This is a genomic window from Streptomyces triculaminicus (assembly GCF_017349075.1).
Classification (GTDB): Bacteria; Actinomycetota; Actinomycetes; order Streptomycetales; family Streptomycetaceae; genus Streptomyces; species Streptomyces triculaminicus.
In genome coordinates, this window is the sequence record NZ_JAFMOF010000001.1 from 123,000 (window position 1) to 140,680 (window position 17,681).

Consider the following 17,681-nt stretch of genomic DNA (forward strand, 5'->3'; position numbering starts at 1 on the left):
GTTGCCCCTGTTCTCCGCGGTCCGTTCGTCCTGCCGTCCGCTCGTTCCGCGGACAGGTGGAACTCTGCCGTGCCGGCCCACCGGTGCCATCCGTAGGAATACTGGCCGTCCACGTGCCGCCGGACCAGTGGGGGTGGCGGGCCGTCAGCGCAGCAGGCGGGCCAGCTCGGCGCGCGAGGTGATGCCGAGCTTGGGATACACCTTGTACAAGTGGTACTCGACGGTGCGCGGGCTGAGGAAAAGGCGGGCCGCGACATCCCGGTTGCTCACACCTTCGGCGACGAGCCGGGCGATGCGCAGCTCCTGGGCGGTGAGCGTTTCGAGGGCGGCGGGGCGGGCGGCGCCGGTCGTCTCCCCGGCCGCCCGCAGCTCGCCGCGCGCCCGGCGCTCCCACGGCCCGGCGCCCATGCGGTGGAAGGCCTCCGCCGCCTGCCGCAGGTGGGACCGCGCGTCGCCCGTCCGCCGGTCGCGACGCAGCCGCTCGCCCAGCAGGAGCGCGGTACGGGCCCGGTCGTACGTGGTGGCGTCCTGGTCGTCGTCCTCGCCGAGGAGGTCGAGCGCCTGCCTCAGGAGGGCGATCGCGTCGCCGTCGTCGGCGGCCAGGGCCTCGCAGCGGGCGAGCAGCGCCCGGGAGCGGGGTGAGGCGGCGTCGGCCGACCACCGGCCGAGGAAGTCGGTGGCGGCGCGGGCCGCCGCGAGGTCCCCGGCGGCGACGGCCGCCTCCACCCGGTCGGCGGTCGAGCCCCACACCACGACGGGATGGCCCGCGCCGGGGCCCGCCGAGGTGAGCGCGGTGAGCCGTTCGTGGGCCCGGTCGAAGCGGCCGAGTCCGAGGTCCAGCAGGCCGAGGGCGTACGACGCCACGCCGGCGCGCAGTCCGAGGCGGTGCGGAATGGCGATGGCCAGTGCCTCGTGCGCGTAGGCGCGGCAGTCGTCCTCGCGGCCGCGGACGGCGGCGCAGACCGCGAGGTTGGCGAGGTGGGCCGCGACCGAGTTGTCGAGGCCGGTCTCCCGGGCGAGGGCCAGGCCCTCCTCGGACAGGGCGGCGCTGAGCGCGAATCCGCTGTTCATGCGCTCGGCCGTGGCGGCGTTCTCCAGGACGACGGGCAGGGTGCCCACCATGCCGGAGACGCGGGCGACGCGGCCGGCACGGGCGCCATAGCGGGCGGCGGCGTCGCTCTCGCCAAGGAGGCTGGCGGCGGCCGCCGCCCACAGCAGGCGGGCCGCGGCGTTCTCGCCGTCACCTCCGTCATGACCGTCGCCTCCGTCGCGGCCGTCGTGTCCGTCGTCCGGGAGGCCGGCCAGGGCCCGGCGCAGCAGCGGGACACCGCGGCGCGTCTCTCCCTCGTAGAGCGCGCCCATTCCCATCAGGACGTCACGCAGGAACGCGTCGGCGGGCACCAAGGGCGACCCGGTCGGCCCGGTCAAGTCCACCGCCTGCCGTCCGATGCGTACGGCGGCCTCGGTGTCGCCGATGGCGGCGGCGGCCTCGGCGGCGTCGGCGAGCAGCGCGAGGACAACGCGCCGGGTGGCGGCGTCGCCCTGCTCGTGTGAGCCGTCCGTTTCCGTCGTGTGCGCGGCAGCGCGTTCGGCGGCCGCGAGGAACGCCCGCAGCGCTTCGGCGGCGTTCCCCGAGGACAGCTCGAACCTGCCGCCGATCTGGGCGAGTTCGGCGAGCAGTACGGGCTCCCGGGCGAGGTCGCGGGCCGCCGCGAGGGCCGTCTGGGCCCGCCCGGGGTGGCCGCCCAGCCACGCGGCGGCGGCCGTGTCCTTGAGTCGGCGGGCCTTGCTCCCCGGGTCGGGAGTCAGTTCGGCGGCTCGGGCGAGGGTGTGGGCGGCGTCGGCGTAGCCGCCCCGGGCGCGCGCCCGTTCGCCGGCGGCGGCGAGCGCGGCGGCGACGTCCTCGTCGGGGCCGGTGGCGGCTTCGGCGCGGTGCCGGGCCGCGCGGTCGCGGTCGTCGGCCTCCTCCAGGAGGGCGGCGAGGTGACGGTGTGCCGCGCGACGGGCCGCCGGGGTGGCGCCGGCGTGCACGGCGGCCCGGATCAGCGGATGCCGGAAGCGGACCTCGGCCGACAGCAGGTCGACGATCCCGGCCGCCTCGGCGGCGTACAGGGCGTCGGGGTCCGCCCCGAGCCGGGTGGCGGCGGCCCGTATCAGCCGGGGGTCGCCTCGTCCCGCCAGTGCGGCGGCGAGCAGGGCGGTCCGGGTGTCCTCGGGCAGCCGGGCGATCTGCTCGCCGTAGATCCCGGCGACGCCGTGCCCCACCGGCAGCGGGTCGGGCAGCGGCGCCCGGCCCGTCAGCTGCTCGGCGGTCAGCAGGCCGGCCGCCTCGTGGAGGGCGAGCGGATTGCCGCCCGTGGCGGTCGTGACGAGCTCGACGACCGTGGGTTCCGGTGTGATCCCCGCACGTGCGGCCAGCACCTCGCGCGCGCCCTCGGCGTCCACTCCGCCCAGGTCCCGCGCGGGCAGCGCGCGGAGCGCCTGCCGGGCCGCGGCCACGTCGCGGGTGCCGATCAGCAGCCCCACGCCGTCGCCGTCGAAGCGGCGGGCGGCGAAGAGCAGGGCGTCGGCGGAGGCCTGGTCGACCCACTGGAAGTCGTCGACGACACAGAGCAGGCCGTCGGTCGCGGCCGCCTCCGTCAGGAGGGACAGCACGCCCGCCGAGACCAGGAACCGGTCCTGGGCCGCCGCCGGCTCGGCCAGGCCCAGCGCGGCGCGGACGGCGTCGCGCTGGGCGTCGGGCAGCGCGTCGGCCAGGCCGACGACCGGACGCAGCAGCTGGTGCAGCGCGGCGAAGGCCATCCCCGACTCGGGCTCGGCACCCGTCGCCGTCAGCACCCGCGCGGGGGCCGCGTGCGCGGCGGCGTACCGCAGGAGCGTGGACTTGCCCGCCCCGGGCTCGCCGCGCAGCACCAGGGCCCGGCCGGAGCCGGAGCGGATGTCCGTCAGAAAGCTTCCGAGCGCGTCGAGTTCGTCCCCGCGCCCGGCGATCCGGTCGCCCGCCATGCCTGTGCCCTGCCCCCGTCGATGCCGGGGAACGGCCCTGCGCCGCCCCCTTCAGCGGGGCCGACTGTACCCTTTTCGATCTTTCCCGGTCGCTTTCGGATCCTTGCCGATCGTTTCCCGCCCGGCCGCGTCCCGCCGGCCGGTCACATGCAGACCTCGAACGTCGTCTCCAGGTACGCCGGCACTCCCGTCGCCCGGGCCGCGTTCACGGCCGCCAGCCGCTCCCACGTCGCCGTGCCGAGCGCCGGAGCCCAGCCTTCCATGGAGCGCACCTGCCACTCGCAGTGCTCGGCCGGGTCCAGGACGATGCGCGACAGTTCCTCGTCGGTGAGGGTGCCGCCGTCGAAGACGAACCCGACCTTGGAGACCGTCCAGACGCCGCCCGGCGGGAGGAAGTGCGTGGCGAGGAGACGCGGCCGGCCCGTGAAGACGATGCCGGTCTCCTCCCTCGTCTCCCGCACCGCCGTCTGCCACGGGGTCTCCCCCGGGTCGGTGTTGCCGCCGGGGAACTGCCACAGCCCCGGATCGACCGACGACCGGAGCTGCAGCGGGCGGCCCTCACTGTCGGTGAAGAACAGACAGCCGTACATGGTCGCCTTGGGCAGCGTCGCCAGGTACTCCTCCGGCGGAAGCCACACGCTCGTCACTGCGGGGCCCTCCCCTCTCCGCTCGATACGATCGCCCGCTCGCGTGCGCGCACGCGGGCGTGTATCCCTTCAACTGAGTCACCCGGGCGAAGGACACGATCCCTGGGGCAACGCGAAGGGCGGCGGCACCCGGGGTGTCCCGGGTGCCGCCGCCCTTTCCGTGCTCGTCCGCTCGGTGCGTTTAGTACGCGGAGTTGACGTTGTCCATCGAGCCGTACTTGTCGGCCGCGTAGTTGCAGGACGCGGTGATGTTGGCGACCGGGTCGTAAATGTTCCACGAGGTGCCCTCGACGTGATACGCCTTGAACGTCGGGTCGATGATCTGCAGCAGACCCTTCGACGGCACACCGTTCACCGCATTGACATCCCAGTCATTGATCGCCTGGGGGTTACCGGTCGACTCACGCATGATGTTGCGCTTGATGCCGTCATAGGAGGCCGGGATGCCCTTGGCGCGCAGGATGTCCAGGGACTCGTTGATCCAGCCGTCCAGGTTGTCCGCGTAGGCCTTCTTCACCGGAGCGGGCTTCGCGGCGGGCTTGGCCGGGGCCGGCTTGGCGGCGGGCTTCATCGGCTTACGCGCCTCGGAACGGCTCGCACGCTCACGGTCGGCCTTCGCCTTCGCGGCGGCATCGGCCTTCGCCTTCGCCTCGGCCTTCACCGCGGCAGCGGCCTTGACCTGCGCCTGACCGGCAGCAGCGTCCGCGGCCTTCGCCAGCTCCGCGTCCTGCGTCACACCGAACTCCTGAGCACTCAGCGACACCGGCTTCACACCGACCGAGTGAGCATCCGCAGCCTGAGCCTGCGGCACCAGGGCGAACGTCAGAGCGGCGGCACCAGCAGCGGTCACCAGACCCGCAGCGGAGAACTTATGAGCCTTGGACAGAGCGGAATAACCGGAGACGGTGGAGCGCATAACGAGCTGAACCCTTCCAATCGCTTAGTCGCAATGGCCGTCAATGGCGCAAAAAGAGCGCCGTTTCTCGGTCGACGGCGCCGTGCGACTCAGCAATTGTTAGCGGCACAAAAACCCCCTGGCAAAGGTGTGACCTACGGCGGAACGCCGTATTCACCGAACGAAATGCGCGCCGAAGGGGCCTATTGAAGCCTCGGCCTCCACTACCCGGATTCGTATGTGATCCAGGCCCCATGAGGGGCCTCACAACCGACCCCCCTTCGACTCACAGCACGTGAGCACTCGAGTGCGGTGGACGCCCCTGCCCGGGCATGTTGCAGAGACTCCTCTGCAGAGAACTCTATGCAGAGGAGTCTCTGCAACTTACGATGCCGTCATGACCGAAGCCTCCGGAGCCCCACGTCCCACTCGCCGCATCGACGCCCGCAGCCTGCGCGGGCTGGCCCACCCCCTGCGGATGAGGATCTTCGAGTTGCTCAGCCTCGACGGGCCCGCGACCGCCACGCTGCTCGCCGAGCGCCTCGGGGAGAACACCGGCACCGTCAGCTGGCACTTGCGCCACCTCGCCGAGCACGGCTTCATCGAGGAGGAGACCGGACGCGGCACGAAGCGTGAGCGCTGGTGGCGGAGGGTCGGTGTGGCGAACGAGCTGAACATCGCCGAGTTCCGCGACGACCCCGAGAGCCGGGGCGCACTGTCCGTCTATCTCCATGAACTGGTGCAGCAGTACTTCAGCCGGGTCGTGACCTACGTCAACGAGGACTGGGACGCGGAATGGCGCGCGGCGGGGACCGTCTCCGACTGGCGTGACCTGCGGTTGTCGCCCGAGCAGCTCGCCGCCCTCAACACGGAGCTGATGGCCGTCATCGCCCGTCACACGCCCGCTGCGGACGCCGAGCCCGTCCCCGGCGCCCTGCCGGTCGTCGTGCAGCTGCAGTCCTTCCCGCGCAAGGAGCGTGGCGGCTCATGACGCGGAGTGCCGGCGGTGGCGGCCTCCTGCGCCGCCACCGCGATTTCCGGCTGCTGTGGTGCGGTGAGACGGCAGGCAAGTTCGGCGCCTCGGTGACCGGGGTCGCGATGCCGCTGATCGCCGTGTCCGACCTGCGGGCCGGTACCTTCCAGGTCGGGCTGCTGAGCGCCGCCGCGTGGGTGCCCTGGCTGGTCATCGGCCTTCCGGCGGGTGCCTGGGTGGACCGGGTCCGGCGCAGGCCCGTCATGCTGGCCGCCGCCGTGGCCTCGCTGCTCCTCTTCGCCGCCGTCCCGGCGGCCGCCGCCTTCGGCCGCCTGAGCATCGGCCTGCTCCTGGTCGTGGCGTTGCTGACGGGTACCGCCGCCGTCTTCTTCCAGACCGCCTACACCGCCTATCTCCCCGGTCTCCTGGAGCCCGCCGACCAGGCCGAGGGCAATGCCAAGCTGCACGGCAGCGCGTCGGCCGCGCAGATCGCCGGGCTCGGCTCCGGCGGTCTGATCACACAGCTGGCGGGCGCCGTGAACGGGCTCTTCGCCAACGCCGCGACGCTGCTGGTGTCCCTTCTCTGTCTGGCGGGCATACGGCACCGCGAGCCCCGCCCCCCCAGGGCCGGGCGTCGCCGGGGAGGGCTGGCGGGCGAGGTCGGCGAGGGGCTGCGCCTCGTCGCGGGCGACCCCTGGCTGCGGACGCTGACGCTCTTCGGAGCCGCCTCCAACCTGGCGCTCATGGGGTACCAGTCGATACGGGTGGTCTTCCTGGTCCAGGACGTCGGTCTGGGCCCCGGCACGGTGGGGGTCCTCGTCGCGGCCGCCGGTGCCGGAGGGGTGGCCGGGGCCTTCGCGGCCCGCCGGGTCGCCGGCCGGTTCGGTACGGCCCGCGCGACGCTGCTGTTCGAGGTGGGGCTCGCCGTGTTCGCCCTGCTCATGCCGCTGACCGTCGGCGGCACGGGGGTGCTGCTCTTCGTGGCGGGCGGCTTCTGCGTGACGGCCGGCGTCGTGGGCGGCAATGTCATCAAGGCGGGCTTTCTGCAGAGCTACTGCCCGCCGGAGCTCCTCGCCCGGCTCACGGCGACCACCGCGTTCGTCAACTACGGGACGATCCCGCTCGGCGCGCTGCTCGGCGGCGCGCTCGGTACGGCGCTCGGCCTGCGCACTGCCATGTGGATCACGACGGCGGGCGTCCCGCTCGCCGGCCTGGTGCTGCTCCTCTCCCCCGTCCGCCGGGCCCGGGACCTTCCGACGTGCCGTCGGCCGGTGGACGGGGCAGGGAGTGCGGGTGCCTCCGGCGGATCCCGCCGCGCCCGCGCCGGCGGCTGAACGGTGCCGCCCCCGCCCGGATAGCGCGGGCGGGCACGGAAACGGCGAGTGGCCGGGGGATTTCCCCGGCCACTCGCCGTCTGCCGCGCTCTTCGGCGCTAGGCCCTCGCGGGCTCGGCCTCGCCGCGGGATCCGGGCACCTGCTCGGCCGGAGTGCCGCCGGCGCGGGCACCGCCCTCGGGGCGGGGCGTGGGGCGCACCAGCGCCAGGACGAGGAGGCCGCCGACGGCGGCCGCGACCGCCGCGCACAGGAAGACGCGGTCCAGGCCGGCCGCGAAGGCCTCGTGGACCAGGCGCGCGGTGTCGTCGCGTACGGCGGCCGGAGCGCTCTCGATCATCCGGTGGGCCTGCCCGCCCGCCAGCGCCGACGCGGCGGCGTGCGGGTCGGCAGCCGTACCCGACTCCTCGAGCACCTTCTCGACGCGGCTGGTGAAGACGGCGCCCAGGCCGGCGATCGCCAGGGTCATGCCCAGCTGGCGGAAGGTGCTGACCGCGCCGCCCGCCATGCCCATGCGCTGGGGCGGCACGCTTCCCATCGCCGCCGACACCAGCACGGGCATCGCCAGCCCGGCGCCGGCGCCGGTCACGCACAGCCCGGCGATCACGGCGGACCGGCCGGCGTCCGCCGTCAGTCCGGCGTTCAGCAGGAGCATGCCGCCGGCGACCACGAGCAGGCCGAGGCCGATCGGCAGCCGGGGCGTCAGGCGCTGCAGGTAGCGGCCGGCCACGAGGGAGACAAGGAAGGAGACGACGGCCAGCGGGGTCAGGGACAGGCCGGCGTCGATCGGGCCCAGGCCGATGACGGACTGCAGCCACAGCGAGAGCAGCGCGAGGCCGCCGAAGGCGCCGCCCTGGAGCAGGAGCGCGCCGCCCATCAGCCCGCTGAAGGAGGGCCTGCGCAGGAGGGCCAGGTCCAGCATGGGCTGGCCGCCCTTGCGCTCGGCGCGGATCTCGGCCGTCACGAAGGCGGCGAGCGACACCACGGCCACGGCGAAGGCGCCCAGCGTGAGCGCGGAGGTCCAGCCGTCCTCGCTGCCGCGGATGAGCCCGTAGGTGAGCGCGGCGGCGGCGAGGGTGAAGGTCACGGCGCCGGGGATGTCGAGACGGCCGGAGGGCGCCGCGTGCCGGGCCTCGTCGCGCCGGTCGGGGGCGATGACGCGCAGCGTCATGAGGACGGCCACCGCGGCGATCGGCAGGTTGACCAGGAAGACGGCCTGCCAGCCGATGTGTTCGGTCAGGAGGCCGCCGAGCAGCGGGCCGGCCGCGGCGGCCGCGCCGTTGACGGCTCCCCAGACGCCGAAGGCGGTGCCCCGGTCACGCCCCTGGTAGGTGGCGCCGAGCAGGGCCGTGGTGGTGGCGAACATCGCGGCGCCGCCCACGCCCTGCACCGCGCGGGCGGCCACCAGGACGCCGGCGCCGGATGCCAGCCCGCAGGCGAGGGAGGCCAGGGCGAACAGGATCAGCCCGGCCACGTAGAGCCTGCGGTGGCCGAAGCGGTCGGCGAGCGAGCCCGCCGCGAGCAGGAGGGCGGCCAGGGCGAGGGCGTAGGCGTCGACCACCCACTGCAGGGAGGCGAAGCCGGCGTGCAGGTCCTCGGCCATCTGCGGCAGTGCCACGTTCACGATCGTGACGTCCACCAGCAGGATGAAAGCGCCCAGGGAGACAGCCATCAAGGGCCGCCACTTACGCATCCGAATCTCGTTTCGTGGAGTGTTCAGTGGAGTTGTTGTTCAGTGGAGTTGTCCGCGGAGTTGTTCTGCGGAGTGTCGAAGAGGTGCTGGGCCCGGCTCGGAGGTCCCTTCGGGGGTCCGGTGAGCCGTCCTCGTCGAGCCTGCGGTGATGCCGCCCGATGCCGCAGCCAATGATCCTTACGTGGCGGATTTCGACATCCCGTAGCCTTCTGTGGTGGATATCGACACCGATCTGCGGGCGCTCCTGCCCGCCCTCGACGTTCAGGACCAGCCCCTCGTCCACGCCCTGCAGATCGACGGGCGGGCGCCCTTCAGCCGGATCGCCGACGTGCTGGGGGTGTCCGACCAGACCGTCGCCCGCCGCTACACCCGGCTGCGCACCACGAGCACGCTGCGCGTGGTGGGGCTGACCGATCCGATGCGGGTCGGCGACACCCCCTGGTTCGTACGGGTGCGCTGCACGCCGGACGCCGCCGGCTCGGTCGGCGAGGCGCTGGCACGGCATCCGGACACCAGCTGGGTGAAGCTGACCTCGGGCGGTACGGAGATCATCTGCAACGTCCGCACCCGCGACCGGGGCGAGAGCGACGCCCTGCTGCTGCAGAAGCTGCCGCGCACGCCGCGGGTCGTGGACGTGTCGGCGCACAGCCTGCTGCACGTGTTCTTCGGCCAGGAGCGCAGCCTGGTCAGCAAGACCGGGCCGCTCACCCCCGAACAGGTCGCCGCCCTCACCCCCGCCGACGCTCCGGCGAGCCGCCCGCACGAGCCGGCCGCGCCGTACCCCCTTGAAGCGCGCGACCATCGCCTGCTGGCTGCGCTGACCCAGGACGGGCGCGCTCCGCTGGGCGAACTGGCCGCGGCCACGGGCTGGTCGCAGACCACCGTCCGGCGGCGACTGGCGGAGCTGCGCGCGGCGGGCGTCCTCTACTTCGACCTCGACTACCACCCGCGGATCCTGCACCACGGGTTCCGGGCCACGCTGTGGCTGCAGGTCGAGCCGGCGCGGCTGGACACGGTGGGCCGGGCGCTGGCCGAGCATCCGGAGGTGCCGTTCGCCGCGGCGACCACCGGCGCCACCAATCTGTGCGCCAGCATCAACACGCAGAACGCCGGTTCGTTCTACCGCTATCTGACCGGCCCGGTGGCCTCCCTGCCCGGCGTCCAGCACGCCAGCACCGCCCCCACCCACCGCCTCCTCAAGGGCCCGGGCCCGCTGTGGCCGCAGCCGGCCGCCGGCGGAAAGCCCTGATCAATGGTCATCTCCGGGCCGCACGCCTACGCTTGCGGTCCATGATCACTCGCACTGCGGACGCCTTGCGCGACGGATACGAGATCTCGACCGATCCCGGCCGCCTCGACACGGGGCTCGTCCACCGCTGGTTGTCCACCGACGCGTTCTGGGCCATCGGCCGCAGCCTCGAGACCGTCGAGCGGTCCGTCGCGGCCTCCGTCAACTTCGGCGCGTACGACGCCGAAGGCCGCCAGGCCGGTTACGCGCGCGTCGTCACCGACCTCGCGACCTTCGCCTGGCTCTGCGACGTCTACGTCGCCCCGGAGCACCGCGGCAGGGGCGTCGGCACGCTCCTGGCCACCGCCGTCCGCGACCACCTCGCCCCCTACCGCCTCAAGCGGGTGCTGCTGTCCACCCTCGACGCGCACGAGGTCTACGCCCGGGTCGGGTTCGCGCCCGTCGCCGATCCGGGGAAGCTGATGATGATGAGCTTCTCCGACTCCTGATCCCGGCGACGGCGCGGGCCACGGGCCCGGCCCCGGTCAGCGCTTCCCGGTGCCCGCGCCGTCGCCGGGGGCTCCGCCGCCGGGCAGGGCATCCGCCAGGCGCTCCGGCGCCGCCTGCCTCCAGGAGTCGACGAGGATGTCGCGCAGCTCGTCGAGGTCCTCCAGGGCCGCGAGCCGTACGCGCACCCACGCGGAACTCGCCTCGTGCGGGGGCACCCAGAACTTCTCCGGCTCCGCCGCGATGAGTTCGGCCCGCTCGTGCCGGGGGCAGCGGACGGCGAACGACGTCCGGTCGTCGGGGATCGTGATGTACATCTTCCCCGCGACCCGGAAGGTCGGCATGTTCCACGCCTCCTTCTCGGCCGTCTCCGGGAGGGAGAGCGCGATCCTGCGGACGTCGTCGGCATTGATCATGGTCACCACGTTAAGGGGTGGATGGCCATGCGCTTCCCGTACGGGCGCGCCGGGCATGCTCACGGTCGTGGGCCGCGCGGCTACGGCACCGGAGGAACGCATGGACACTCCCACTACGCGACTGGCACGGTTCCTGCGGGGCCTGCCGGCACCGCTGGTCGCCGTGGACGCGCTCGTACGCGACGACCGCCGGCGGCTCCTGATCGTCGACCCCGTCTACAAACCCGGGTGGGACATCGTCGGCGGCTTCGTGGAGGCCGAGGAGGACCTCCCGGCGGCGCTCGCCAGGGAGGCCGAGGAGGAACTGGGCCTGCGCGGCCTGCGCACCGGGCGGCTGCTGGCGGTGGACAACCTGTCGGCGGCCGCGTACGGCAGGTCCCTCCTGGTGTTCATCTTCGCCGCGCACCCGGACCGTCCCGTACGGGCCGAGGACCTGGTCCTGCAGGGCTCGGAGATCGCGGCGGCCGAGTTCGCCGACGAGGAGACGGCGCTGGCGCGGTTCCCGGAGCCGTTGCGGCGCCGCGTGGCCGCCTCGTTGGAGGCCGAACGCGGGGCGCACACCGCCTTCCTCCGCGACGGCCTGCCGCCGGCCGCGTCCGCTCCCCCGGGTGCCTGACGGTCCACGCGCCGGCCCGCACCTCCCCCGGCGGCCGAGGTCACACAGCCCACTGCCCTTCACGCATGAGGTGACGGCCTGGCAGCTCGTGCTCCTCGTGCCACGTCTGCACGGCACGCGGCAGCACCCTGAAGTACCCGTACGAGCCGCCGTTGCGACGCGGATCCCACCCGTAACGTTCCGCGAACGCGTCCGCCGCCGCGGCCGGCACCTCCCGTGCGGTGAAGCTCTCCACGTCACCGTCGATGAGGACGACGTCCCGGGTGTGCCCGAGCGCGAGGCGGGCGCGCCGGCCGTCCCGCAGGTTGCGGCCGGTGGGGTTGGTGAACCGGGTGGACATCCATATCGCCTCGCCGTCCCACAGGAACCACAGCGGCACCAGGCACGGCAGCCCGTCCTCGTCGGCCGACGCGACCCAGATGTCCTGCTCACGCCCCAGTCTCTCCAGCACGTCGTGCTTGCGCTGTTCAGGGCTCCGGGGCGACTCGGTGATCTCCATGTCCCGAGACGCTAGTGTGCCGGATCATCGCCCGCATCGGGCTCGGGCCGTAGGACCGGATCACCGCCCGCATCCGGCTCCGGCCGTAGGGCCGAGGGCGTATGACGCCCCGTAAGCTGCCCGCTCATGAATGACGACGTGCGCAACATCGTGCTGGGCCTGACGGCCAGCGGCATCAGCGGGGCCGCCGGCTGGTTCGTCAGAACGCTGCTGTGGCGGCGCCAACTTCGGCGGAAGCAGACGTTCTTCGGCCTGCCGGGCGGGTCCGAGTGCCTGCTCGTGGTCAACCAGGACCCGAGTGCGAGCGGCCACAGCGTCTCGCGCTACGACACCTTCGCGCTGCTCGAGCTGTCCGCGCTGATCAAGGAGTGCGGGGCGAACGCGGACATCGTGGCGCACGACGCCGCCCGGCAGGGGTTCGGCACCCGGACCGAGTTCTGCGTGGGCGGACCGGCGTCGAACCACCGCACCGAGGCGCACCTGCGCGCGCTCCTGCCGGGTGTGGAGGTGAACACCGACTACGAGAGCGTTCCTGACGGCGGCGCGTTCACCATCGGCGGCCAGACGTACCGGATGGACAAGGGCAGGGTGGAGTACGTCCTGCTGGCCCGGCTCACCGCCCCGGCCGGCGGCCGCCCGGTCTTCCTCTCCTCGGGCCAGCGGGGGATAACCAACCAGGCGGCCATACGCTATCTGGCCCGTCACCACGCGCGGCTCGCCCGCCGCCATGGCCTCGACGGCACGTTCTGCCTCCTGCTGAAGGTGATCGGCTCGGACGTCTACGGCCCGGACATGGTGGAACTGGTCGCGGACGTCACCACGGCGGCGACGGCGGACGCCGCGCCCCCGCGGTGACGAGGGGCAACTCCGTCATTCATCATTGCTCCGCTTCCGGTTCGGATCGAGGCTGCCGATCTCCTCCCGCAGCTCGTCCATGATGCTTTTGCTCTTCTTTCCCTGGGAGGACCGGTAGTCCTCCCAGAGGTCCATCGCGCCGAGCAGAATGAGCACCAGGCCGAGGGGGCCGCCCTGGAACCACTTGACCTCCAGATCCCAGAACAAAGTGGCAAGAACGGAACCGGCGACAATGCAGCCGATCCCGATGATCTTCTTGAAGCCGAATTGGTTCGTGGGCTTATCAGAGTTCACGGGCGCCTCCGTCATTTGCGCGTACGTACGGTGGACATGACATCCTAACCAGCGCAAACCCGCCCACCCGAAGCCAGACCGAAAATCACCCTGCACAGCTGGCCGAAATCTTCCGAGACCAGGAAATGGCCGCCGTCCAGAATTCAGGTCTCGTCTTCACCGAGGAGAACGGCCAGGCGTACCGACCGGACGATTGCCGGGCTGGGCTCAGCGGCCCTGCAGCCTCCTGGCATTGTCACCGAAGGTCCACCCCTTGGAGCCGTCCCAGTTGAGGGACCAAGTCATCAGGCCCTTCAGCCCGTTGCCGTAGGTGTTCCAAGCCTGTTTCACCAGGTCAGGGGGCATGTAGCCGCCACCGGCGCCGGGCTGGGCCGGCAGCCCCGGCACCTGCTTGTCGTAGGGGACGCGAATGGTGGTGCCCTGGACGGCCAGCCCCTTGTTCAGGCAGTCCGTCTGTGCGGTGAAGCCCTGCACCGTCCCCGCGGAGTACGAGTCGCCGGAGCAGCCGTACATGCTGCCGTTGTAGTACTGCATGTTGAGCCACCACAGGCGACCGTTGTCCGCGTATTTCTTCACGATCGGCAGGTATGCGCCCCAGATCGAGCCGTAGGTGACGCTGCCTCCGGTGACGTAGGCCGTCTCGGGTGCCATGGTCAGACCGAACTCCGGGGGCATCTGCTCGAGTATGCCGTCGATGACGCGGATGAGGTTGGCCTGGGAGGTGGAGAGTCTGCTGATGTCGCCGCTGCCGATCAGGCCCGTCTCGATGTCGATGTCGATCCCGTCGAAGTTGTATGCCTTCAGGATCGGTACCAGGGTCCGTACGAAGCGGTCGGCGACGGCGCTGGAGCCGAGGTCGATGCCGGCGGTGGCGCCGCCGATGGACAGCAGGATCGTGGCGCCCTCGGCCTTCGCCCGGCACATCTCGGCCGGGGTGGGGACCTTGACCGTGGCGTCCATCCCGTCCTCCCACAGGGCGGTGCCGTCGAAGCGGATGACGGGGAACGCGGCGTTGATCACGTTGTAGCCGTGGTCGCGGATGCGGGGGTCGGTGACCGGCGTCCACCCGAACGGCGGGTGGACGCCGTTCGCGGCGCCGTCCCAGTTCTCCCAGTACCCCTGGAGCACCTTCCCCGAGGGTTTCGGCTTCACCGCGCACGTGTCCTCGGACGGTGGTCCCGGCGCGGCGGCGACGGGGCCCTGCGCGGCGAACGCCATGGTCAGCGCCGCGGTCCCGGCTCCCAGGAGGCGTATCAGGCGCGCTGTTCGTCCGCTCATGTGCCGTCCCCCTCGAGCCGGTTGGGGAATCTTTCACCGAACGTAGGGCGGGCATGGTCGACCGTCAATAGGTCCGGACCAATCCCGGGTCGTCCCGTGTCACACGGCGGTCTCGTCCAGCGTCCGCCTCCACAGGTGCGGGAGGGGGGCGGTGCGGGCCAGGGCGTCGTCGCGCATCAGCGCGCAGCGGACGGTCGTCGGGGTGCGGGTGAAGGAGACGTAGGTCGGCAGGTTCTCCTGCACGTTGTAGAACATCGACGCGGCGGCGAGCCGGGCCCCGAAGCAGCTGAAGGCCGCGGGGAACGTGATGCTGCTGGTACTGAGGGGGGTGGTGCGCGGGTTGCCCATCGCGCGGACGGTCCAGTCTGCCAGCGCGGGCACCAGGGGTCTGTCGAGGGCGGCACGGGCGGCGTCGCGTCTGCGGTCGCGCCGGACGACGGCGGTCTGGCGGTGGACGTGGGCCACGGCGTCCCGCAGGCGCTCCTCGGAGCACGGGAGCAGCAGGCGGTGGGCGACCGTGCGGTTGCCGGGGGTGTGGAGCTCGTGGGCCTGCCGGGTCGACATGGGGACGAGCGTCGGCAGGTCGGGGCAGGTTCCCGCGCCGGTCGACGCGGTGCGTTCGTGGCGCCAGGAGCGGAGGGCCATGGCGAGCGCGGCGAGGCAGACGTCGTTGACGCTGGCGCCGTGGGCGTCGGCCAGGTCCCGCAGGCGGGAGGCGTCCACGTCCGCGTAGGTCCAGCGGGAACGCCCGGTCGGGGCCGCCTGGAGCTCGGGCCATCGGCGCTCGGGTCGCAGGGCGCGGGCCACGTCCCGGCCGGCCCGGAGCATGCCGGAGGGTGTGGGGCGGGAGGCCTGGTGCGGGTGCGGGCCACGGGTCGCGGAGTCGGCGAGGAGGGCGAGCGCGGAATGGGCGGCGCCCACGCCGTCCTGGATGGCGTGGTGGATCCGGAAGCAGAGCCGGAAGCCCTCGGGTTCGGTGCCGGCGAGGAGCCAGAGGTCCCACTGGGGGCGCCCCTCGGGCGGCAACGCGTGGTGGAGCAGGTCGTTGGCGGCCTCGTCGACGTGTCCCGGCCCGTTCAGGCCGGTGCGGCAGTGGATGTGCACCGCCGCGTCGAGTACGCCCGCGCCCGCCCGCCAGCGGCTCCCGTCCGCCGTCCGGATCAGGTCGTTGAGCGCGGGCAGCTCCTGCGCCCGTTCCAGGACGCGCGCGGCCAGCTCCATGCGGGCCGGAGGCGGGCCGTCGAAGTCGAGGAAGAAACCCGTGGTCGGGCGGTGGGTGCTGGTCCGCCTGAGAAAGGACCGGTCGGACGGCCCGATGGGATAGCCGGACGGCTCCTTCGTACGGGACGCACGGGAGCGGGCGGGCGGTCTGCCGCGCGTCGGCGGCCGTTGGGGTGCGGCGACGGCCTCGCTCGGTCTCACGGGCATGGAATCTCCTCCTTCGGGGTGGCTGACGCCGTGTCAGCCTTCGACGCCGGTGCTGGAGTGGGACGCGCCGACGGGCTTCGATTCGGGTGAGCCGCGCTGGCGGAGGTAGATGGAGAGGACGGCCATGGAGGCGACGGCCAGCAGCTCGGACTGCCAGTTCTGCAGGGTCCGGCTCCAGAACTCCGCGCGGGCCAGGTACTCGCCCCAGTCGACGGGGGCCTCGAGCCGGCGCAGCTGCTTCTCGTTGTAGGAGGCCACGCCGGTGACGGACTGGCTGAACCAGCACATCAGGAAGATGGTGCCCATGACCAGGCCGAGCGAGTGGGAGTAGACCGCCTGGCGCCAGTCGTGGGCGGCGGCCCAGCGGGGCGAGTCGGGGCGGGCGTGTTCGCCGGTCAGCTGCTCGTGGTCGGATTCGAGGCCGGCCTTGTCGACCGGCTTCGACTCGGGTGAGCCGCGCTGGACGAGCCAGACGGTCACGGAGATGTAGAGGAAGAACTGCAGGTATTCCGACTGCCAGTTCTCGGTGACGTCGACCGCGAAGTCCGAGGAGGTCAGATAGGCGAGGTAGCCCACCGGCTGCAGGCCATCGGTGATGAGGTCGCTGTTGAACTCGGCGCGCCCGGCGATGGCCTGGCCGGCGAGGGCGAGCACGAAGGCGGCGCCGAAGGCGAGCCCGAGGCCGTTGTCGTACAGGAAGCCCCGCACCCGGCCCCTGTCCTTGCGGCCCGTGCTCCTGTGCCGCGCCGGTTCCCGGCCCGCTCCGCCGTCCCGGCTCATCGGTGCATCAGCCCCAGCGCCGTGAAATAGGCCAGACCCACGAGGATCAGCACCAGGCACGATCCGAACATCGTTCTCACGGACGGGTCACCTGCCCTTGATCTCGCACTGGTAGGGCTGTTCGCCACGCGGTTCGCATCCGGCGGCCGTGACCTTCCAGCCGGCGTCGAAGTGCGCCAGGAACAGGGTGTCGTGCTCGAGGACCGCTCGCGCCTGGTCGCCGTAGACGTCCATGTGCCGGACCGTGCCGCCCGCCGGGAGCCTGTCCCCCTCCACCGCCCGGTCGCAGGGCTCCTCGGCCGACTGCTCCACTTCCTCCCGGGTGCCGGGGGCGAGCACCGCGCACAACACCGCCGTCCGACCGCCCCGCAGCGCCTGCTCGAAGCGGACGGCCGCCGCACGCGCGTCGTCGCGGCGCTCGTCCAGGCTGCCGCAGGCCGTGGTGGTGACGGCCAGGAGCAGCCCCGTGAGCGCGGCGGCCGGGCCCACGGGGCGGCGTGGCCACCGTGGAGGCGGCCCGGGCCCGTTCACGAGGACATCACGTAAGGAACGTTAAGTCACACAAGCGCACATTCAAGATATTGAGGACGGGGGGTCGTCGGCGGTCGCCCCCCGCCGGGGTCACCGGTCGGCCGAGCCGTAGAAGCGGTAGCGGGTGAGGGGCAGCCCGGCCAGTCGGGCCGGCGTCTCCCCTTCCGCCCCGTCGGCCCACTCCGAGATCTCCACCACGCGCCTGTCGTCGGCATCGAGGTGAAGGTGCGCGGCCAGCAGCCCCGTCGGCGCTCCGTCGCGCAGCGCGTCCACCCGCGCGTCGGCCCACGCCCGCGCGCCACCGGGCGCGCCGTCGGTCTCGTGGCAGGCGACGGCGAAGACGCCGGCCTCGCCGTCGGCGTCGAGGACCACGCCGCGGTAGGGGTGCGTACGGCTCAGACCGCTGCGCTCGATGCCGGGGACGCGCGCGTCGATGCGGCCGACCCGCGCCGCGCGGCCGTCGCGGACGAACGCCTGGTGCTCCTCCGCACTGGTCCACTGTCCGTGGATGAGAAGGCCCGAGCCGTCCACGTCGGTGAAGACATGGGTGGCCAGCAGGATGGCCGGGGCGTCCGCCGCCGACCACTGTTCGAGGAGCGCGTCCGCGGCGGCGCGCGTGCGCTCCGGGGTGCCGGTGCCCCAGCGGCTGATGAGGGTGATTCCGGCGTCGGGACGGCGTAGGCCGGTCAGGCGTGTCATGAAC

Annotated in this window: 18 protein-coding genes; 6 read left to right on the top strand and 12 right to left on the bottom strand. The window is 72.8% G+C overall.

Features of this window, described 5'->3' with window-relative positions; genetic code table 11:
- Positions 1-144: 144 nt before the first annotated feature.
- The 3 genes from J1792_RS00705 to J1792_RS00715 form a co-directional block, all read right to left on the bottom strand.
- A complete protein-coding gene (locus tag J1792_RS00705) occupies positions 145-3,006 on the bottom strand; it encodes a helix-turn-helix transcriptional regulator (protein ID WP_207246400.1) in 2,862 nt (953 codons plus the stop codon).
- A gap of 143 nt (positions 3,007-3,149) precedes the next feature.
- A complete protein-coding gene (locus J1792_RS00710; protein WP_086572175.1) occupies positions 3,150-3,653 on the bottom strand; it encodes an NUDIX domain-containing protein in 504 nt (167 codons plus the stop codon).
- A 181-nt stretch (positions 3,654-3,834) separates the two neighbouring features.
- Complete coding sequence (locus J1792_RS00715) at positions 3,835-4,569, bottom strand: transglycosylase SLT domain-containing protein (protein WP_207246401.1); 735 nt, start codon at positions 4,567-4,569, stop codon at positions 3,835-3,837.
- A 376-nt stretch (positions 4,570-4,945) separates the two neighbouring features.
- On the opposite strand from J1792_RS00715, the gene J1792_RS00720 reads away from it, so the two are divergent.
- Both J1792_RS00720 and J1792_RS00725 read left to right on the top strand, forming a co-directional pair.
- Entirely contained in the window at positions 4,946-5,539 is a 594-nt protein-coding gene (locus J1792_RS00720) for an ArsR/SmtB family transcription factor (protein ID WP_086573930.1), read from the top strand.
- Entirely contained in the window at positions 5,536-6,855 is a 1,320-nt protein-coding gene (locus J1792_RS00725; protein ID WP_086573932.1) for an MFS transporter, read from the top strand. Before J1792_RS00720 ends, J1792_RS00725 begins: the two co-directional genes overlap by 4 nt.
- A 98-nt stretch (positions 6,856-6,953) precedes the next feature.
- Here the strand turns inward: J1792_RS00725 and J1792_RS00730 are convergent, their stop codons facing one another.
- Positions 6,954-8,525: an MFS transporter gene (locus J1792_RS00730; RefSeq protein WP_242645409.1), complete on the bottom strand. Its 1,572-nt coding sequence runs from the start codon at positions 8,523-8,525 to the stop codon at positions 6,954-6,956.
- 241 nt (positions 8,526-8,766) lie between these two features.
- On the opposite strand from J1792_RS00730, the gene J1792_RS00735 reads away from it, so the two are divergent.
- A complete protein-coding gene (locus J1792_RS00735) occupies positions 8,767-9,795 on the top strand; it encodes an Lrp/AsnC family transcriptional regulator (protein WP_179199069.1) in 1,029 nt (342 codons plus the stop codon).
- Between the two features lie 41 nt (positions 9,796-9,836).
- A complete protein-coding gene (locus J1792_RS00740; protein WP_086573937.1) occupies positions 9,837-10,283 on the top strand; it encodes a GNAT family N-acetyltransferase in 447 nt (148 codons plus the stop codon).
- 36 nt (positions 10,284-10,319) lie between these two features.
- Here J1792_RS00740 and J1792_RS00745 read toward each other — a convergent pair whose 3' ends face one another.
- The gene (locus J1792_RS00745; RefSeq protein WP_086573959.1) at positions 10,320-10,697 is read right to left on the bottom strand and encodes an MmcQ/YjbR family DNA-binding protein; all 378 of its coding nucleotides are present in this window, start codon (positions 10,695-10,697) and stop codon (positions 10,320-10,322) included.
- Positions 10,698-10,797: 100 nt separating this feature from the next.
- Here J1792_RS00745 and J1792_RS00750 point away from each other — a divergent pair, with 100 nt between their 5' ends.
- Positions 10,798-11,313, top strand: a complete 516-nt coding sequence (locus J1792_RS00750; RefSeq protein WP_179199068.1) for an NUDIX domain-containing protein — start codon at positions 10,798-10,800, stop codon at positions 11,311-11,313.
- 40 nt (positions 11,314-11,353) lie between these two features.
- Here the strand turns inward: J1792_RS00750 and J1792_RS00755 are convergent, their stop codons facing one another.
- On the bottom strand, positions 11,354-11,812 hold the full coding sequence (locus J1792_RS00755; RefSeq protein WP_086573941.1) for a pyridoxamine 5'-phosphate oxidase family protein: 459 nt from the start codon (positions 11,810-11,812) through the stop codon (positions 11,354-11,356).
- Between the two features lie 126 nt (positions 11,813-11,938).
- Between J1792_RS00755 and J1792_RS00760 the strand changes: the two genes are divergently transcribed.
- Positions 11,939-12,667 carry a hypothetical protein gene (locus tag J1792_RS00760; RefSeq protein ID WP_086573943.1) on the top strand — a complete coding sequence of 243 codons (729 nt, stop codon included), beginning with the start codon at positions 11,939-11,941 and terminating at the stop codon, positions 12,665-12,667.
- Positions 12,668-12,682: 15 nt separating this feature from the next.
- Here J1792_RS00760 and J1792_RS00765 read toward each other — a convergent pair whose 3' ends face one another.
- The 6 genes from J1792_RS00765 to J1792_RS00790 all read right to left on the bottom strand — a co-directional run bounded on the left by J1792_RS00765 (position 12,683) and on the right by J1792_RS00790 (position 17,677).
- The gene (locus tag J1792_RS00765; protein WP_207246403.1) at positions 12,683-12,961 is read right to left on the bottom strand and encodes a hypothetical protein; all 279 of its coding nucleotides are present in this window, start codon (positions 12,959-12,961) and stop codon (positions 12,683-12,685) included.
- Positions 12,962-13,168: 207 nt separating this feature from the next.
- Positions 13,169-14,239, bottom strand: a complete 1,071-nt coding sequence (locus J1792_RS00770; RefSeq protein ID WP_086573948.1) for a chitinase — start codon at positions 14,237-14,239, stop codon at positions 13,169-13,171.
- A 99-nt stretch (positions 14,240-14,338) separates the two neighbouring features.
- On the bottom strand, positions 14,339-15,667 hold the full coding sequence (locus J1792_RS00775; RefSeq protein WP_086573950.1) for a wax ester/triacylglycerol synthase domain-containing protein: 1,329 nt from the start codon (positions 15,665-15,667) through the stop codon (positions 14,339-14,341).
- Between the two features lie 33 nt (positions 15,668-15,700).
- Positions 15,701-16,375 carry a DUF6766 family protein gene (locus tag J1792_RS00780; protein ID WP_086573952.1) on the bottom strand — a complete coding sequence of 225 codons (675 nt, stop codon included), beginning with the start codon at positions 16,373-16,375 and terminating at the stop codon, positions 15,701-15,703.
- Between the two features lie 159 nt (positions 16,376-16,534).
- Positions 16,535-16,936 carry a hypothetical protein gene (locus J1792_RS00785; protein WP_086573954.1) on the bottom strand — a complete coding sequence of 134 codons (402 nt, stop codon included), beginning with the start codon at positions 16,934-16,936 and terminating at the stop codon, positions 16,535-16,537.
- A gap of 132 nt (positions 16,937-17,068) precedes the next feature.
- Positions 17,069-17,677, bottom strand: a complete 609-nt coding sequence (locus tag J1792_RS00790; protein ID WP_207246405.1) for an antibiotic biosynthesis monooxygenase — start codon at positions 17,675-17,677, stop codon at positions 17,069-17,071.
- Positions 17,678-17,681 lie beyond the last annotated feature (4 nt).

Excerpts from the sequence above, each read along its gene's own strand:
- J1792_RS00705 (WP_207246400.1), bottom strand. The coding sequence starts at position 3,006 with ATGGCGGGCGACCGGATCGCCGGGCGCGGGGACGAACTCGACGCGCTC.
- J1792_RS00715 (WP_207246401.1), bottom strand. The coding sequence starts at position 4,569 with ATGCGCTCCACCGTCTCCGGTTATTCCGCTCTGTCCAAGGCTCATAAG.
- J1792_RS00720 (WP_086573930.1), top strand. The coding sequence starts at position 4,946 with ATGACCGAAGCCTCCGGAGCCCCACGTCCCACTCGCCGCATCGACGCC.
- J1792_RS00725 (WP_086573932.1), top strand. The coding sequence starts at position 5,536 with ATGACGCGGAGTGCCGGCGGTGGCGGCCTCCTGCGCCGCCACCGCGAT.
- J1792_RS00730 (WP_242645409.1), bottom strand. The coding sequence starts at position 8,525 with ATGGCTGTCTCCCTGGGCGCTTTCATCCTGCTGGTGGACGTCACGATC.
- J1792_RS00740 (WP_086573937.1), top strand. The coding sequence starts at position 9,837 with ATGATCACTCGCACTGCGGACGCCTTGCGCGACGGATACGAGATCTCG.
- J1792_RS00745 (WP_086573959.1), bottom strand. The coding sequence starts at position 10,697 with ATGATCAATGCCGACGACGTCCGCAGGATCGCGCTCTCCCTCCCGGAG.
- J1792_RS00750 (WP_179199068.1), top strand. The coding sequence starts at position 10,798 with ATGGACACTCCCACTACGCGACTGGCACGGTTCCTGCGGGGCCTGCCG.
- J1792_RS00755 (WP_086573941.1), bottom strand. The coding sequence starts at position 11,812 with ATGGAGATCACCGAGTCGCCCCGGAGCCCTGAACAGCGCAAGCACGAC.
- J1792_RS00760 (WP_086573943.1), top strand. The coding sequence starts at position 11,939 with ATGAATGACGACGTGCGCAACATCGTGCTGGGCCTGACGGCCAGCGGC.
- J1792_RS00770 (WP_086573948.1), bottom strand. The coding sequence starts at position 14,239 with ATGAGCGGACGAACAGCGCGCCTGATACGCCTCCTGGGAGCCGGGACC.
- J1792_RS00775 (WP_086573950.1), bottom strand. The coding sequence starts at position 15,667 with ATGCCCGTGAGACCGAGCGAGGCCGTCGCCGCACCCCAACGGCCGCCG.
- J1792_RS00790 (WP_207246405.1), bottom strand. The coding sequence starts at position 17,677 with ATGACACGCCTGACCGGCCTACGCCGTCCCGACGCCGGAATCACCCTC.